Origin of the sequence: Actinophytocola sp., assembly GCF_035762905.1 — a bacterium.
Lineage (GTDB): Bacteria > Actinomycetota > Actinomycetes > Mycobacteriales > Pseudonocardiaceae > DASYTH01.
On the sequence record NZ_DASUCC010000144.1, the window covers coordinates 22,207 to 38,649 of the forward strand.

A 16,443-nucleotide genomic window follows, 5' to 3' on the forward strand; every position below is an offset into this window, starting at 1 on the left:
TTGTCGTAGATCCGTTGGGTAGTCCGGAGCACATGACGCTCAGCGATGATGACATCAACCGACCCGACAACCGGCCGAACGGCCCGGCCGACGGCGGCCCGATCGACACCGGCGCCGAGGACGGCGGTCCGGTGGACAGCGGTGCCGAGGACGGCGGTCCGGTGGACAGCGGTGCCGAGGACGGCGGTCCGGTGGACAGCGGCGCGGAGGACGGCGGTCCGGTGGACAGCGGCGCGGAGGACGGCGGTCCGGTGGACAGCGGCGCCGGTCGGTGAGCACCGACCGCCCGGCTCTGCGCCGGTGCATCGGCATCGAGCCGGCGGAGTTCGCCGAGCGGTACTGGGGGCGCGGCCTCCTGCTCACCCCCGCCGGGTCGGCGCCGTGGCGGTTCGACGACCTGCTCACCCTGGACGGCGTGGACGAGCTGCTGTCCCGGCGCGGCCTGCGCACCCCGTTCCTGCGCCTGGCCCGCAACGGCACCGTGCTGTCCTCGGCGCAGTTCACCGGTCCGGCCGGCGCCGGCGCGGAGATCTCCGATCAGGTCACCGACGAGGCGGTGCTGCGGCTGTTCGAGGACGGCAGCACCCTGGTCCTGCAGGCACTGCACCGGATGTGGCCGCCGCTGATCGAGTTCGCCGGCCAGCTCACCCAGGACCTCGGTCACCCGGTGCAGGTCAACGCCTACCTCACGCCCGCGGACGCGCAGGGCTTCGCCGCCCATTACGACACCCACGACGTGTTCGTCCTCCAGCTCGCCGGCCGGAAGCGCTGGCTGATCCACGAGCCGGTGCACCGGGATCCGCTGCGGGACCAGCCGTGGGCGAACCGCGCCGGCGCCGTGTCCGAACGGGCCGGCGAACCCCCGCTGCTCGACCACGTGCTCGAGCCGGGCGACGCGCTCTACCTGCCGCGCGGCTACCTGCACTCGGCCACCGCGCTCGGCGAGCTGTCCGCGCATCTGACCGTCGGCGTGCACGTGCTCACCCGCTACGCCCTGGTCGAGGCGCTGTGTGCGCTCGCGGCCGGGGAACCGGAGCTGCGCACGTCGCTGCCCATGGCCCTGGACCCCGACGATCTCGGTACCGAGCTGCGGCCGGCGGTCCAGGCGCTGATCCGGTACCTGCGCGCGGCCGACCCGGCCGAGGTGACCCGGCTGGTCCGCGACCGGCTCTGGGCCGGCTCCCGGCCGCAGCCCATCGGCCCGCTGGCCCAGTCCCGGGCCGCGCGTTCGGTGCGGCTCGGCAGCCGGATCCGGCTGCGCCCTGGGCTGCGGCACGCGCTGCGCTACGAGGGCGACCGGGTGTTGCTCGACCTGCCGGGCGACCAGCTGTCGCTGCCCGCGGTGACCGGCCCGGCCCTGGTCGAGCTGCTCGGCGGCGCCCCGGTGGCGGTCGGTGAGCTGCCCGGAATCGACCTGGACGACCAGCTGGTGCTGGTTCGCCGGCTGCTCCGGGAGGGACTCGTGGTGCCGGTTGCCGGCCAGGCGGCCTGGGCGCCGTCGCCCAACGGCAACCGGGACCGGGCGGAGGCGTGAGGGTCAGCGCTCGTTGCCGCGCGACCGCAGCCGGAACCGGAGGGCGCTTTCCACCGTGTCGTCGACGTCCAGGATCGACTCTTCGGTGAACTCGGCGGTCAGCGGGTCGAGCATGACCCGCGCGCCGGTGCTCTCCTCGGTGACGATCTGATCGTTCTCGTCCGGCATGGTCGCGATGGAGATCGCGAAGTCCGGCCGCTCGACGCCGTGCATCGCCTCGATCCGCAGCCCGCCGTCGTGCGGGGCGCCCTGTTCGGCGGCCATCCGGTTGATCGCCAGCCCGGCCTCCGGGGTAATCGTCAGCATGAGCTGACGGATCCCCGCTGCGTCACCTCGGGAAACCTCAGGCGGTGGGCTCGCTGGCCATCGAGCCGCGCTCGGCCGCGGCGCCGGCCAGGACGGCCAGCCGGGCTTCGAAGCCGTCCTCGGCGAACGACGCGCGCAGCGCCGGCGGGTCCGGCTGGCCGGGGTACTCGTCAGCGCGCAACTCGGCGACGAAGTCGGCCACCACCCGCGGGTGCGGCAGGATGTCGCCGCCCAGGTAACACAGGATGATCATGTCGTCGCCGCACTGGGTCTCCAGCGCCGCCGCCCAGCCGTTCTCCTCGTCCCAGACCAGCGCGAGGTCGTGCCTGGGATAGCCGGGCAGCCGGCCGTCGAGCGCCACGTAGGCGTTGGCCCGGTCGTCGAGCTCCCAACAACTCGCCTCCGGCCCCACCCGCAGCGCCCGGCACACCTCGCCGAGGTAGCGCCGCAGCCCGCGCGCGGGCGCGCCATGAGGTTCCCTGTTCACGTCCGCCCTTTCGCCACGTCCCCTGAACTTGCTCACCTGGTACCCCGTGTGAGCGGCCGTCAACCGTCCGGAGTGTCACGATTTGGCGGGCAGCGGCGCGGGTACGTACCGTGCGTGAACGTGGCAATGTCATGGTGGTGACATGGCTCGCCGTACTCGTGACCCGATCGTGGTCCGGGGTTCGCGATGAGCCTGACCATCGATCGGGTCCTGCTGCACGGTGCGACGATCGTCCGGCCGCACGGCGAGCTGACCCTGTCGACCTACGCGCGGATGCGCGACGCCCTGCTCAAGTGCGCCCTGGAGTTGCCGAGGGCCGTGGTGGTCGACCTCGACGAGCTGCGGGTACCGGCGGACACCACGCTCGTGGTCTTCTCCTCGGTCCGGATGCAGGTCCTGGACTGGCCGGCGGTGCCGATCGTGCTGGTGGCACCGCGCGAGCTGGACCGCAGGCGGCTGGCCCGCAACACGCTGCACCGGCACGTTCCGCTGCACGCCAGCATCGACGAGGCGCTGACCGCGGTCGGCGATCCGCCTGCGCGCCGCCGGACCCTGATCGAGCTGCCGCGCAACGCGTCGAGTGTGCTGCTGGCCCGCCGGTTCGTGGAGCAGACCTGCCAGCGGTGGGAGTGCTGCGAGCACCTCCCGGACGCGATCCTGGTCGCCAGCGAGTTGGTGGAGAACGCCGTGCGGCACACCTCGTCGGAGCCGCGGTTGCGGCTGGAGCAGAACGGCGGCGCCCTGGTCGTCGCCGTCTACGACGACGACCCGACCCCGGTCCAGATGTGCGAGCCCGACCTGTCCACCACCGGGCACCTCGGTCTGGTGCTGGTCGACAAGCTGGTCCACTCGTGGAGCTGGGCCCCGATGCTGTCCGGGGGAAAGGCGGTCTGGGCCGTGCTGCGCCGGTCGTAGCGGCGGACGGCTCCGGTCAGCCGAGTGACTCGGAGTCCTGTTCGGCGGCGTCCCGGGCGCTGGTCGCGGCGCTGCGGTGCGCGGCGGCCTGGCGTTCGTGCTCGGCGACCTCGGCCCGGCCGGCGGCGGCGTGCTTCTCGTGCTGCTCGGCCGCGGCCTCGTGCGCCTCGGCGGCACCGATCTTGGCCTGGGCCCTGTGCGTCGCCCGGGCGGGCCGCTGGTCGGCCAGCCGGGCGAGGTCGGCGGGCTGTGCCGGGTCGAGCCCGGTGGTCACCACGATGTCGGCCAGGTCCCGCAGCTTGACGTTGAGCTTCTGGGACGCCCGGACCAGCAGGTCGAACCCCTGCTTGGCGGTGAGCTGATGGCGCTCCATCACGATCCCGACCGCCTGGCCGATGCCCTGCCGGGTCCCCACCGCGGCGCGCAGGTCGGTTTCCATCCGGGCCGACTCCAGCGCGATGGTGGCGTGCGTGGCGTACACCAGCGCCACGCTCACCGACTGCTGGTCGAACGATGCCTTGGCCCGGGCGTAGAGGTTCAGCGCGGACAGCGACCCGCGTTCACTGGACAGGTGACAGGCCAGCATGCTGCCCACGCCCAGCTTCACCGCCCGTTCGGCGAACTTGGGCCACCGGGTCTCGGTCTCCATGTCGTCCACCCGCAGCACCCGGTCCTCCCACACCGCCTGCAGGCAGGGACCCTCGCCGGTCTCGTACTGCGCGACGTCGCTGGCCACCGCGAGCTGGTCGGTGGCCGCCGGGGTCTCCACCTTGCCGTTGCGCACCAGGGTCAGCCCGGCGGTCTCCGCCCCCGGAACCACCGCGACGGCGAGCGCGGCGATGTCCTCCAGCGTGCCGCTGAAGCTCTCCTGAGTCGCCAACACCTTGGCCGTCTGGGCGAACATCTGGGCCAGGTCCATGTCCGACCACTCCTGCATGCTCTGGACAGTAGGCCCTGCAACGGCGGGTGGGGTAGCCGCGTGTGCGACTACCCCACCCAACTGCGTTTTGACCGCTACCGGTCGGGCCGGTGCGTCACCCGCACCGAGTTGATGATCGGCAACTGCTTCCCTTGACGGGCACCGAAGAACACCTCGACGGTCCCGCCCTGCGCCACCGTGACGAAGAACTCACGCCGGTCCGCGGTCAGCGTGCCGACCGCCGCCGCCGGGTCGTAGCCCGGCAGCACCATGGTGCCGTTCAGCATCACGTCGAAGACCCGCCTGCCCGGACCGAAGTTGGCCCGTAGCTCGGCGAAGTCCAGTTCCACCTGGTAGGTGCCGGCCGGCAGGTTGTCGAACCGGTACCCGGCCATGCCGGACCGCTGGGTCTGGTAGAGCCGGTCATCGGTGGTGTTGGCGATGGCCCGGTTCGAGGTCTCCACGAACCCCGGACCGATGTGACCGAAGCCACCCGGCGCCCAGGCCTGGTCGGCCACCCACGCGTCGGCGTTGGCGTCGGTGAAGGCGCCGCCGCCACCGGCGTCCAGGCCCTTGCGGTAGGCCGGAACCACCAGCGTCACCGGGACGGAGATGGTCGGGGTCCGCCCGGCGTTGGTGACCAGGTCGATGGTCGCCGTGTGCACGCCCGGCCGCAGCCCGACCGGGTCGACCCGGACGGTCAGCGGCTGGGTCTCGCCGCCCGGCACCGTGAGCGAACCCGGCACCGTCCACAGCCACGACTTGCTGCTGGTCAGCGTGTACTCGAGGTCGAGCTCGCTGCCGCTGACCAGGTTGAGCGTGGCCGTGCGCAGCTGACCGGTCTGCGCCAGGAAGACCAGCGGGCCGCCCTGGACCTCCGCCCTCGGGGTGTGCAGCGCCACGTTGTGCGTGGTCGTGGCGTTGTCCTCGATGGTCACCGTCGAGGTGTTCGACTCGTAGAGCGGCTTGGCCACCCGGACGTCGTACTCACCGGACAGCAGGTGCGCGGTGTAGGTGCCGTTCGCGGCCGTGGCCGCGCTGGACACCACGTCCGTGCCCTTCAGCACCTCGACGGTCGCGCCTTCCACCGGCTGACCGTCGTTGAAGTCGGTCACCGTGCCGGTCAGCAGCCCGTGCGGCGGAACCTTGAACCGGATCGACTGCCCGTCGCTCAGCGCCGAGGTGTTGAGCGAGTACTGCAGGGCGTCCGTGCCGGTCTCGTTCTCGATCCCGATCGTGGCGGAGTTGCCGGTCTCCCGACCGTCGGCCGGGTTCAGGTTGCGGTAGACGAACGAGACCTCACCGGTCTCGTTGAGCACGGCCTCGAAGTCGACCCGCGTGGTGGTCGCGCCGCTGAAGAACATGGCGTTGCGCCATTCCACGAGGAACGAGCGGTTCGGTGCGGTGCCGGCGGTCTTGGTGAACACCCGGCTCGAGCCGTCCAGCAACAGGTCGTCCCAGAACGGGTAGAGCGCCGCGTTCGGCGTGCCCGCCGACGGGATGGCGCCGTTGCTGAAGCTCGTGTTCTGCGCCAGGAAGTTGATGTGACCGTTGGAGCTGACGAACGCGTTGTTGTAGGTCCTGCCGTAGAAGAAGAAGCTGAACGGCAGCGGGACCGTGACCGCCGCGTCGTCGCCGGACAGCGCCAGCGCCGTGTCGCCCTCGACGTAGTTCGCCGTCTCGAGGACACAGAAGTTGCCGAACTGGTCGCTCCGGTTCGGAATGACGAAGTTCAGCGTGGTGTTACCGGTCACGTTCAGCGCCTGCGTCTGCTGGTCGTAGCAGCCGCCCGCGGACGCCTTGGCCTGGTAGGTACCCACCGGGACGTTCGCGAAGGAGTAGGTGCCGTCCGCTCCGGTCCGCACCGGGGCGATCGGCGTGCCGAGCACCTCGACCAGGGCGTTGGCCACCACGGCGCCGGCCGAGTCGCGAACCACCCCGCTCACGGTGCCGTTGCTGACCCGGGACAGCGCCAGATCCAGCGTGGTGGTCTGGCCCTCGGTGAGGGTCGCCGAACCGGTGGCCGAGCCGAAGCCGAACGTCGACGCGGTCACCGAGTAGCTGCCGACCGGCAGGGTGCTGCTGTACCGGCCGTCGGCACCGGTGAGCAGGCTGACGTTGCGCGGACCGGTGATCTGCACGTTCGCGCCGGCGATCGGGGCGCCGGTGCCGGCGTCGGTCACCGTGCCGGTCAGGGTGCCGGTCGGGCCGCGCGGGGACTGCTCCACCGCGGCGAAGGCGTTGAGCTTGCCCTCACCCCACACGTTGTTGTTCTGCGGCGTGCCACCGCAGGTCAGGTCGGACGTGTCGACCGCGGTGCTGTTCAGGATGGCCGCCGTCTGGTCGATGTTGCCGATCAGCGCCGGGGCCGCCGACCACATCAGGGCGACGGTTCCGGAGGTGTGCGGCGATGCCATCGACGTGCCGTTGAACGCCTCGAAGCCGCCGCCGGGCACCGACGAGCGCACGTTCACGCCGGGCGCGGCGAGCTGCGGCTTGATCGTCCCGTTCTCGCCAGGGCCGCGGCTGGAGAAGCTGGCGATGTTGCCGTTGATGTCGAACGCGCCGGAGGAGTAGGACTCGACGTAGTCACCGGGCGAACCGGAGGTGTCGCAGCCGCCGGCGCCGGCGTTGCCGTTGGAGAACGCCGGGAAGATGCCCGCCGCCCGCCAGGCCTGCACCGTCGACCGGTAGAACGGGCTCACCGCCGGGCCGTTGCTCAGGCCCCACGAGTTGTTGACGATGTTCGGCCGCAGGTCCGGACGCGGGTTGGCGCCGGTCAGGTCGGTCGGCGCGAGCACCCACTGGCCGGAGGCCAGCAGCGAGGCGTCCGAGCAGCTGTTGAACTCGCAGCCCTTGGCGGCGACCCAGGTGGCGTCCGGGGCGACACCGATCTGGTTGCCGGCGCCGTCGTCGCCGACCATGGTGCCCATGGTGTGCGTGCCGTGGTCGTTGTTGTCGCACGGTGCCAGGGACGGGGAGCCGCAGACCTCGGCCGGGTCGAACCAGTTGTAGTTGTGGTTGAACGTGCCGTTGCCGGTGTTGCCGCGGTACTTGCCGACCAGGGCCGGGTGGTTGAAGTCGACACCGGTGTCGATGTTGGCCACCACGATGCCCGCACCGCGGGTGCCGAAGGTGGACCACGCGTCGTCGGCGTTGATCGCCGCGATGCCCCACTCGACCGCGTTGATCGCCGCCTCGGTCTTGGCCGGCGTCGGCTTGGGGACGTCGATCTTGAACGGCGCCGCGATCGCGCTGACCTCCGGCCGGCTGGCCAGGGACTTGGCCAGCGCGGTGGTGCCGCCGGTCACCTTGATCGCGTTGGCGATGTAGAAGGACTCGTAGGTGATCTTCTGGGCGTCCAGCTCGGCCCGCACGCCGGCCTGCGCCGCGTCCGCGGTCTGCTTGAGTGCGTCGACCACGGCGGCACCTCGGGCCGACCAGTCCGTCGTCGAGGAGGCCGAGGCCAGGTTGGCGGTCTGGCCGAACATCACCCAGAAGTCGGCGCTGTCCTTGACAGCGAGGGTGTTCGACACCGACTGCTCGATCTTCGCCGCCGACTTGTCTGGCGGCGGCGCCGCCGTTGCCGGCGCGACAAACACGCCGAGCATGGCGAGTACCGCGGCGAGGAGGCCGAGTAAGGCCTTCCCCCGTCTGCGGAGCTGCGGTCGTCGTGACATGCGGTCCGTCCTCCGTTCCCGTGTGATCCGCCGTGTGACCACACGTGCGCCCCACCCGTAGTCCGGTCGTTACTACGGGTATGCACAGCACGGTCCAGGATCGACGCGGTCCGGTCACGGACGTGAAGCGGGCGTTATCCGGGCGCGATCGGGTCTTTTTCACGGTTACCAGGGATTTTCGGTGGTAATCACCCCGATACTGCCCGTGACCTGCCCAAAACGAGTAACGAAATGACTACTCGTTCGATCACGCTGATAACGGCCCTGCAAAGTCGGGAGGTGGCACGTGGACGCGCGCGGCGTGCTCGACACGATCAACGTGCCACTGGTGCTGTGTGTGGGGACCAGCGCCGATGAGATAGCCGCGATCGCCAGGGCGACCGGCGGCCGGGTGGCCGTGCTGTACCTGCCGGACACGAACAGCCTGCGGGCCGCGTTGTCCGGACCGGAGCTGATCCCGTCCGCTCCGCCGCTGAGCGACCCGATTCCGACCCACCGGGTGGTGGAGTTCGGAAAGCTGCGGCTGGACGCCGACCTGCGCGAGGCGACCTGGCGGGGCAGCCCGGTGCCGCTCTCGGCGCGGGAGTTCGACCTGCTGTTCGCACTGACCAGAGACCCCGGCCGGGTGTGGACCTTCGCCGAGCTGACCACGCACGTGTGGGAGCGGCCGTACCTCGGCGACATCGAGGCGGTGGTGTCGGCGGTGAAGCGGCTGCGCCGGCAGCTGCGGGCCGCGGCGCCCGGTGCGCTGGTGGAGTCGGTCCGCGGGGTCGGCTACCGCCTGGTCGTCGTGGACAGCCCGGACCAGGCCTGACCACGCATCGCCGTCGGGCATGCTGTGCGGCATGGCTGAGCAGCACTATCTCGCCGGGCTGGACCTCGCCGGGCGCCGGGTCGTCGTGGTGGGCGGTGGCACCGTTGCGCAGCGCCGGCTGCCCCGACTGGTCGCCGCCGGCGCCCGGGTGGAGCTGATCTCGCCGAGCATCACCCCGGCGGTGCAGGCGATGGTGGACGCGGGCGAACTGGTCTGGCACGCCCGCCGCTACGCCGGCGGTGACCTTTCCGCGGCCTGGTACGTGCTGTGCTGCACCAGCGATCCCGCGGTCAACGCCGAGGTCTCCGCGGATGCCGAGCGGGACCGGGTGTTCTGCGTGCGGGCCGACGCGGGGGAGCGGGGCAGCGCGGTCACCCCGGCCACCGGCGAGCACGACGGGATGCTGGTCGGCGTGCTGTCCGGCGGCCGGCCGCTGCGCTCGGCGGCGGTGCGGGACGGTCTGCTGGACGCGCTGCGCGAGGGCCGGGTGGACGATCACCGGTCGACCGAGGCGCCGGCGCCCCGGCGCGGCGGGGTGGCCCTTGTCGGCGGCGGGCCGGGCGATCCCGAGCTGATCACGGTGCGCGGCCGCCGGCTGCTGGCCCGGGCCGACGTGGTGGTGGCCGACCGGCTGGCACCCCGGGAACTGCTCGACGAGCTGCCGCCGAACGTGTTGGTGGTGGACGCGGCCAAGATCCCGTACGGCCGGGCGGCCAGCCAGGAGGCGATCAACGCGGCGATGCTCGAGCACGCCGCGGCCGGGCGGTTCGTGGTGCGGCTCAAGGGCGGCGACCCGTACCTGTTCGGCCGGGGCTTCGAGGAGTTCCTGGCCTGCGTGACGGCCGGTGTCCCGGTCACCGTTGTGCCGGGGATCAGCAGCGCGCTGGCCGCGCCCGCGGTGGCCGAGGTGCCGGTCACCCATCGTGGGGTGGCGCACGAGGTGGTGATCGTGTCCGGGCACGCCGACCCGGACGAGTCACTGACCGACTGGTCGGCGCTGGCCCGGCTGTCCGGCACCATCGTGATCATGATGGGGGTGGAGCGGATCACCCGGTTCGCCGCGGTGTTGCTGGCCGGCGGCCGGTCCGCGGACACCCCGGTGGCCGTGGTCCAGGAGGCGACCACCCGCAACCAGCGGGTCGTGCGGTCCACTTTGGACAAAGTGGTGGCCGACGTGTCGGCGGCCGGGGTCCGCCCGCCCGCGGTGATCGTGATTGGTCCGGTCGCCGCGCTGGCCGGTTAACTGGCAGGATTCGCGCCATGATCCTCAGGCGTATCGCCGCCGCGCTGGCGTTGGCCGCGCTGGCCCTGCTGGGACTTGCCACTCCCGCGTTCGCCCATGCCGAGCTGACCGGCAGCAGCCCGGCGAAGGGCTCGACGGTGTCCGTGCCACCCCAGGTGGTGACCCTGACGTTCAACGAACCGGTGTCACCGCTGCAGGTCACGGTGACCGGTCCGGGCACGAACTGGACGATCGGCCAGATCTCCGTGCAGGGCGCGGTGGTGACCGTGCCGGTGCAGCCGCTCGGCCCGCCCGGCGCCTACGTGATCAACTACACGGTCCGGTCGGAGGACGGCGACGACGTCTTCGGCACGGTCGACTTCACCATGTCCGTCGCCGCAACGACCACCCCGCCGCCCACCACGACCACCGCGCCACCCGCCACGACCACCACGGCCCCGCCGACCACGACCACCCAGCCGGCCGCCGCCCCGGCCGAGGAGGACTCCGGCGGCGTCCCGGCCTGGATCTGGATCGTGCTCGGCGCCGCCGCACTGGTCACCGTCGTGGTGCTGATCGTGCGCCGGGCCCGCACGGCGGAGGACGACATCGTCGACGACGGCCTCGAGGACGAGGACAAGGACACGCCCTGACGTCGCGCTCCTACTCCATCCCCGCCGTGTACAGCAGGTGCTCGGTCAGCGTGTTCGGGTCGGCCAGCCGGTCCGGCAGGCCGCGGGCGGCGAACCAGCCGGCGATGTTGGCCACGTCCCTGGCCAGGAACTCCGGGCCGCGCGGGTTGGCCACCACGTCCACCACCTGAGGCAGGTCGATCAGCATCAGGTGTCCGTTGTGGACCAGCACGTTGTACGCCGACAGGTCGCCGTGCGTGAGTCCCTCGGTGGCCATCAGCTCCAGCGCGGCGGTGAGCTGGTGCCACAGTTCGGTGAGCTCGTCGGCGGCCGGGCGTAGCTGGGCCAGCCGGGGCGCCGCGCCGCCGTCGCCGTCGTCGAGGAACTCCAGCAGCAGCTCGGTTCCGCTGCGCTGTATCGGATAGGGCACCGGCGCGCCGAGCGACCACAGCCGGGACAGCGCCGCGAACTCGGCGGTCGACCACTGCTCGGCAAGCAGGTTGCGGCCGAACGCGGTGCGGTTGGTCATCGCGCGCATCTGCCGGGACTCGCGGACCCGGCGGCCCTCGAGGTAGCCGGCGTCCCGGTGGAACATCCGGTGCTCGTTGCTGCGGTAGCGCTTGGACGCCATCAGGCAGGACCGCGCGCCGTCCGGGATGCCGCGCTCGATCAGGTGGACGTCGGCCTCCTTGCCGGTCTTCAGCACGCCGAGCTCGGTGTCCACCGCGGCCAGCTCGGTGACCAGCCAGTCCGGCCACGGGTGCGGGCCCAGCTCACCGGTTCCCCAGGTGGACCACCGGTAGGCGGTGCCGGGCAGGTCGATCTCGGCGGTGACCGCGTCCTCGCGCTGGTCGGCGAGCCGGTCCCGGGCGTCCTGGGTCAGCCGGCCGGAGCGCTGCGGCTGGGGATCGTCCTCGAGCCTGGTCTTACGCCGGACCCGCGCCGACCGGGTGTCGGCGCCGAAGTCGTCGTAGTCCTCGAAATCCTCGTACTCGTCGTACGGATCGTGCGAAAGCACTGGTGGGTTCTCCTCGATGAAGGGGATGCCCCACCGCGGCGCGGCGACTCAGCGCGCGACGATCACGAGTGGGGCCGGACGGGCGCATGCCACATCCACGTCGACCGTGTACATGAGGCACCTCCTCGACTCGGCGTTACCACTGCGAAGAGCACCATCCACCACCCGCGGGCGGCGCGCAACCGAATTACCGGCGATCCGTCAGACGACCAGGTCCAGCGTCCGCGGGCCGGTGGGTTCCAGGCGCAGCCCGGCGGCCGCCGCCACCCGGACGACCGAGCGCACCGAGCCGGGCTCGCGGGGCGCGCGGACCAGGGCGGCGGCCAACCGGCCCTTGTGCGCCTTGTTGAAATGGCTGATGGCAAGTCTTCTGTCCGCGCTGACCACCCGCACGGTCACCGCGTGCGGGATCGCGGCCAGGTTGGCGTACGGGCCGGAGCGCAGGTCGAGCACCACCTCGTCCACCGTCGACAGGGTCTTGCCCAGCGCCTCCTGCCAGAGCGCGCGCAGGCCGCCGAGCCCGGGCAGCGTGCTCCCGCCGGAGAGCCGGTAGGCCGGGATCGGGTCGCCGGCCCGCACCACACCGAACAGTGCGGAGGCGACCGCCAGCCGTGCGTCGGCCCGGCGGCGCTCGGCGCGGCTGAGCCCGGCGACGTCCAGCGCGTCGTAGAGCACGCCCGTGTACCGCTCGAGCGCCGGCCGGGTCGCCGACTCGCGCAGCGCGGCGTTGCGGGCGACCTCGCCGGACTGCCGCTCGGTCAGGCCCAGCGCCGCCAGGCTCGCCGGCACGTCACCGGCAAGCGTCACCAGCGCAGACACCAGGCGCTCGCGCACCGGGCTCAGCTCGGGGAAGGACAGCGTGTCCAGGTCGAGCGGCGGACCGGAACCGCCGTCGGACTTGGTCTCCGACGGCGGCAGCAACACCAGCATGGTCGCCGAGCGTACGTCAGGGGTTCGCGCCTCCGACGCAGAACTCGTTGCCTTCCGGGTCCTGCATGACCGTCCAGGTCAGGCCGGGTACGGAGTGTTCGGTCACGGCCGTCGCGCCGAGCCCGACCAACCGCTGCACCTCGGCCTCGCGGTCCGCCGCGGCCAGGTCGATGTGCACCCGGTTCTTGCCGGCGCGCTTCTCCGGCACCCGCTGCAGCCCGACGTAGGGCCGGCTGTCCGCGTCGGCCGCGATGAAGATGAACTCGCCGCCGTAGTCCTGGATGATTTTGGCCCCGAGAGCCTCGGTCCAGAAGCCGGCGAGCTTGGCGGGGTCGGCGCAGTCGATCGTGACTCCGCCCAGGTGAATGCTCATGGCGCGCACGCTAGACCGATCCTCTGACAATCTCCGGGCATCATGGACCGGTGCGCACGATCGAGTGGCGGGACGGGCACATCGTGGCGGTGGACCAGACCGCGCTGCCGGATGCCGTGCGGATGCTGGACCTCCGCACGGTCGAGGACCTGATCGACGCGATCAAGCGGCTGGCCATCCGTGGCGCGCCTGCGCTCGGCGTGGCCGGCGCGCTCGGCGCCGCGCTGGCGGTCCGGGACGATCCGGACCTCGCCGGTGACCGGGTCGCGGCGCTGCGCCAGGCCCGGCCGACCGCGGTCAACCTGGCTTGGGGTGTCGACCGGGCGTTGCGCCGGCTGCCGGACGGGCCGGACGCCGTGCTGGCCGAGGCGCTGGCGGTCGTGGAGGAGGACGTGCGGTGCAACCGCACGCTGGCCGGTCGCGGCGCGGACTGGCTGCTCGGCCGTGCTGCCCGGCCGGTGAACGTGCAGACCCACTGCAACGCCGGCGGTCTGGCCTGTGTGGAGTGGGGAACCGCGCTGGGTGTGGTGCGGGCGCTGCACGAGCGCGACGCGCTCGGTCGGGTCTACGTGGACGAGACCCGGCCGCTGCTGCAGGGTTCCCGGCTCACCGCGTGGGAACTGGCCCAACTCGGCATCGCGCACACCGTGGTGGTGGACGGCGCCGGGCCGTCGGTGCTGGCCCGCGGCCTCGCCGACGCGGTGGTGGTCGGCGCGGACCGGATCGCGGCCAACGGCGACGTGATCAACAAGATCGGCACCTACCCGCTGGCGCTGGCCGCGGCCCGGGCCGGCATCCCGTTCCTGGTCGCCGCGCCGGAGTCCACGGTCGACCTGGCCACGCCGAGCGGCGCGGAGGTGGAGATCGAGGTGCGCGACGGCGCCGAGATAGTCCACATCGGACAGACGACGATCGCCCCGGCCGGAACGGAAACGCTGAACTTCGCCTTCGACCTCACCCCGGCCGACCTGGTGACCGCGATCGTCACCGAAGCGCGGGTGATCCACCCGGCGAAGGGGGAGCGGCCATGATGCGGGGTGCATGGGACTACGACGGGTCCGACCCGCTCGAGGCGTTGGTGCACGGCTCGCGGTTGATCGGCCGCGACCCGGACCTTGTACTGCACGGCGGCGGCAACACGTCGGTGAAGACCACGGTCACCGACGTCACCGGGGAGCCGGTGGAGACGCTCTACGTCAAGGGCAGCGGCTGGGACCTGGCCTCGATCGAGCCGGCCGGGTTCGCGCCGCTGCGGCTGGCCCGGCTGCGCGAGCTGCTCACCGTGGACAAGCTGTCCGACCGGCAGATGATGAACGAGCTGCGCTGCGCGTCGCTGGACTCCTCGGCGCCGGACCCCAGCGTGGAGAGCCTGCTGCACGCGCTGTTGCCGCATCCGGCCGTGCTGCACAGCCACGCCGACGCGATCGTCACGATCACCAACACGGCGGCCGGTGCGGACCTGGTGCGGACCGTCTACGGCGACCGGGTGGTCGTCGTGCCGTACGTGATGCCGGGCTTCCTGCTGGCCAGGGCGTGCGCCGAACTGTTCGGGCCGGCCGCGCACGAGGGCACGGTCGGCATGGTGCTGATGAACCACGGGCTGTTCACCTTCGGCGCCGACGTGCGGGAGGCTTATCACCGGCACCTCGAGCTGGTCGGCGCGGCCGAGGAGTTCCTGGCCGCCCGGACCCCGGCCCGGCGCGCACCGTCCCGTTCGGACGGACCGGTCGATCCGGTGCGGCTGGCCGAGTTCCGGGCCGAGCTGTCCACGCTGGCCGGTGCGCCGATGATCGTCAGTCAGCATCGCGGCGAGGCGGTGGAGTCCTTTGTGGACCGAGTGGATCTGGCGGCGGTCGCAACCAGGGGCCCGGCGACCCCGGACCACGTCATCCGCACCAAGCGGCTGCCGCTGGTCGGGCGGGATCTGGCCGGCTACGCCGAGCGGTACCGCGGCTACTTCGCCGAGCACAACGGCGGCCGGGAGCTGACCATGCTCGACCCGGCGCCGCGGGTGGTGCTCGACCCCGGGCTGGGCATGCTCACCGCCGGCCGGCGGGCCGCCGACGCCGACATCGCCGCGGACATCTACACCCACACCATCGGGATCATCGAGCGGGCCGAGGCGCTCGGCGGGTACCGGGCGCTGCCGGCCGGCGACATCTTCGACGTCGAGTACTGGGAGTTGGAGCAGGCCAAGCTGCGCCGGGGCGGCGGCGCCAAGGAACTGACCGGCGAGGTCGCCCTGGTCACCGGCGCGGCGTCGGGCATCGGCCGGGCGTGCGTGGCGGAGCTGATCGCCCGGGGGGCGAGCGTGGTCGGGCTCGACCTCGTCGAGACCGCCGCCGACCGGTCGGATTACCTTGGCCTGCAAGCCGATGTGACCGACGCCGGCGCCGTGTCCGCGGCGTTGGACGCCGCCGTGCGCCGGTTCGGCGGCATCGACATCGTCGTGCCCTCGGCCGGGGTGTTCCCGGGCGCCCGCCGGATCGCCGAACTGGACCCGGCGGTCTGGCGCCGGACGATGGCGGTGAACACCGACGCCATCGCGCAGCTGTTCGCGCTGACCCACCCGCTGCTCTCCCGCGCCCCGCGCGGCGGCCGCGTCGTCCTGATCGCGTCCAAGAACGTGGCCGCCCCCGGCCCCGGCGCCGCCGCCTACTCGGCATCCAAGGCCGCCGTCACCCAACTGGCCCGGGTCGCCGCGTTGGAGTGGGCCGCCGACGACATCCGGGTCAACGTGGTCCACCCCGACGCCGTGTTCGACACCGGCCTGTGGACCGACGAGGTCCTTGCCGAACGCGCCGCCCACTACGGCCTCACGGTGCCCGAGTACAAGCGCCGCAACCTACTCCGCACCGAGGTCACCAGCCCCGCCGTCGCCCGGGTCGTCGCCGAGCTCTGCACCACCACCTTCGCCTGCACCACCGGCGCCCAGCTCCCCGTCGACGGCGGCAACGACCGCGTGGTGTGAAGAGGTGGGGTTGGTCAGCGGCGGGGGGAGCGTTGGCGGGCGCGCCATGCGGCGGCTTTGTTGCGGTTGCCGCAGATGGCCATGGTGCACCATTTGCCGGCGCCGGCGCGGGAGGTGTCGAAGAAGGCCCAGCGGCAGCCGTGGTTGTGGCACACCTTGAGGCGGCGCCAGCGGCCGTCGGTCATGGCTTCGGCGATCAGCGTGAGCAGGGTGCCGAGGGAGCCGTCGACGCCGGGGGCGGTGGGGGTGAGGGTGACGGTGCCGGCGGCGGAGAACCGGGGGCGCACGCGGGAGCGGCGGGCGGCGGTGCTGAGCACGTCCGCGGCGCGCTCGTCCGGCGCACCGGCCAGCAGGTCCCGGACGGCCTCGCGCAGTTCGACGGCGCGGTCGAGGTCGGCCTCGGTCACCGGGTCGCCGGCACCCAGCAAGTCGTTGTGGCGCAGCCACTTCGCCAGTTCGTCCGGATCGCCGAGGGCCTCGGTGCCGCCCTCGATGTCCCGCGTGTTGACGAACTCCCGCACCAGCCGTAGCGGCCCCTCTTCCACAGCGAGTCACCTCCGTCAGGAGGATACCGGTTACGGCCCGGTAACCCGCTGGAACCGGCCGGCAACCGTTCACTACTCTGTGCGCACGCCCTGACGA

General features: G+C 72.2%; 16 protein-coding genes. 8 read left to right on the plus strand and 8 right to left on the minus strand.

The window, feature by feature from the left end; all coding sequences use genetic code 11:
• Positions 1–32 precede the first annotated feature (32 nt).
• Together VFV67_RS30480 and VFV67_RS30485 are read left to right on the plus strand one after the other, a co-directional pair.
• Entirely contained in the window at positions 33–275 is a 243-nt protein-coding gene (locus VFV67_RS30480; protein WP_326474136.1) for a hypothetical protein, read from the plus strand.
• Entirely contained in the window at positions 272–1,534 is a 1,263-nt protein-coding gene (locus VFV67_RS30485; protein ID WP_326474137.1) for a cupin domain-containing protein, read from the plus strand. The genes VFV67_RS30480 and VFV67_RS30485 overlap by 4 nt, the downstream gene beginning before the upstream one ends.
• Positions 1,535–1,537: 3 nt before the next feature.
• Here VFV67_RS30485 and VFV67_RS30490 read toward each other — a convergent pair whose 3' ends face one another.
• A complete protein-coding gene (locus VFV67_RS30490; RefSeq protein WP_326474138.1) occupies positions 1,538–1,840 on the minus strand; it encodes a hypothetical protein in 303 nt (100 codons plus the stop codon).
• A 37-nt stretch (positions 1,841–1,877) separates the two neighbouring features.
• Positions 1,878–2,327 carry a DUF6292 family protein gene (locus VFV67_RS30495; RefSeq protein ID WP_326474139.1) on the minus strand — a complete coding sequence of 150 codons (450 nt, stop codon included), beginning with the start codon at positions 2,325–2,327 and terminating at the stop codon, positions 1,878–1,880.
• A 186-nt stretch (positions 2,328–2,513) separates the two neighbouring features.
• On the opposite strand from VFV67_RS30495, the gene VFV67_RS30500 reads away from it, so the two are divergent.
• Positions 2,514–3,242 carry an ATP-binding protein gene (locus VFV67_RS30500; protein WP_326474140.1) on the plus strand — a complete coding sequence of 243 codons (729 nt, stop codon included), beginning with the start codon at positions 2,514–2,516 and terminating at the stop codon, positions 3,240–3,242.
• Between the two features lie 16 nt (positions 3,243–3,258).
• Here VFV67_RS30500 and VFV67_RS30505 read toward each other — a convergent pair whose 3' ends face one another.
• Together VFV67_RS30505 and VFV67_RS30510 are read right to left on the minus strand one after the other, a co-directional pair.
• Complete coding sequence (locus tag VFV67_RS30505; protein ID WP_326474141.1) at positions 3,259–4,179, minus strand: GAF and ANTAR domain-containing protein; 921 nt, start codon at positions 4,177–4,179, stop codon at positions 3,259–3,261.
• A 77-nt stretch (positions 4,180–4,256) separates the two neighbouring features.
• Positions 4,257–7,841 (minus strand): carboxypeptidase regulatory-like domain-containing protein, encoded by a 3,585-nt coding sequence (locus tag VFV67_RS30510; RefSeq protein ID WP_326474142.1) that lies wholly within the window; start codon positions 7,839–7,841, stop codon positions 4,257–4,259.
• A 286-nt stretch (positions 7,842–8,127) separates the two neighbouring features.
• On the opposite strand from VFV67_RS30510, the gene VFV67_RS30515 reads away from it, so the two are divergent.
• From VFV67_RS30515 to VFV67_RS30525, 3 genes are read left to right on the plus strand one after another with little or no spacing between them, the layout of a single operon-like run.
• A complete protein-coding gene (locus VFV67_RS30515) occupies positions 8,128–8,655 on the plus strand; it encodes a winged helix-turn-helix domain-containing protein (RefSeq protein ID WP_326474143.1) in 528 nt (175 codons plus the stop codon).
• Between the two features lie 31 nt (positions 8,656–8,686).
• Positions 8,687–9,898 (plus strand): uroporphyrinogen-III C-methyltransferase, encoded by a 1,212-nt coding sequence (gene cobA, locus VFV67_RS30520; RefSeq protein ID WP_326474144.1) that lies wholly within the window; start codon positions 8,687–8,689, stop codon positions 9,896–9,898.
• Between the two features lie 17 nt (positions 9,899–9,915).
• Entirely contained in the window at positions 9,916–10,530 is a 615-nt protein-coding gene (locus VFV67_RS30525; RefSeq protein WP_326474145.1) for a copper resistance CopC family protein, read from the plus strand.
• Positions 10,531–10,540: 10 nt separating this feature from the next.
• Here VFV67_RS30525 and VFV67_RS30530 read toward each other — a convergent pair whose 3' ends face one another.
• From VFV67_RS30530 to VFV67_RS30540, 3 genes are all read right to left on the minus strand, one after another.
• The gene (locus tag VFV67_RS30530) at positions 10,541–11,527 is read right to left on the minus strand and encodes a serine protein kinase RIO (RefSeq protein ID WP_414636378.1); all 987 of its coding nucleotides are present in this window, start codon (positions 11,525–11,527) and stop codon (positions 10,541–10,543) included.
• Between the two features lie 201 nt (positions 11,528–11,728).
• Positions 11,729–12,457, minus strand: a complete 729-nt coding sequence (yaaA, locus tag VFV67_RS30535; protein WP_326474146.1) for a peroxide stress protein YaaA — start codon at positions 12,455–12,457, stop codon at positions 11,729–11,731.
• Between the two features lie 16 nt (positions 12,458–12,473).
• A complete protein-coding gene (locus VFV67_RS30540) occupies positions 12,474–12,830 on the minus strand; it encodes a VOC family protein (protein ID WP_326474147.1) in 357 nt (118 codons plus the stop codon).
• A 50-nt stretch (positions 12,831–12,880) separates the two neighbouring features.
• Here VFV67_RS30540 and mtnA point away from each other — a divergent pair, with 50 nt between their 5' ends.
• Both mtnA and VFV67_RS30550 read left to right on the plus strand, forming a co-directional pair.
• Positions 12,881–13,861: an S-methyl-5-thioribose-1-phosphate isomerase gene (gene mtnA, locus VFV67_RS30545; protein ID WP_326474148.1), complete on the plus strand. Its 981-nt coding sequence runs from the start codon at positions 12,881–12,883 to the stop codon at positions 13,859–13,861.
• Entirely contained in the window at positions 13,858–15,801 is a 1,944-nt protein-coding gene (locus tag VFV67_RS30550) for a bifunctional aldolase/short-chain dehydrogenase (protein ID WP_326474149.1), read from the plus strand. Before mtnA ends, VFV67_RS30550 begins: the two co-directional genes overlap by 4 nt.
• Before the next feature lie 14 nt (positions 15,802–15,815).
• Here the strand turns inward: VFV67_RS30550 and VFV67_RS30555 are convergent, their stop codons facing one another.
• Positions 15,816–16,346, minus strand: a complete 531-nt coding sequence (locus VFV67_RS30555; RefSeq protein WP_326474150.1) for a CGNR zinc finger domain-containing protein — start codon at positions 16,344–16,346, stop codon at positions 15,816–15,818.
• Positions 16,347–16,443: the final 97 nt, after the last annotated feature.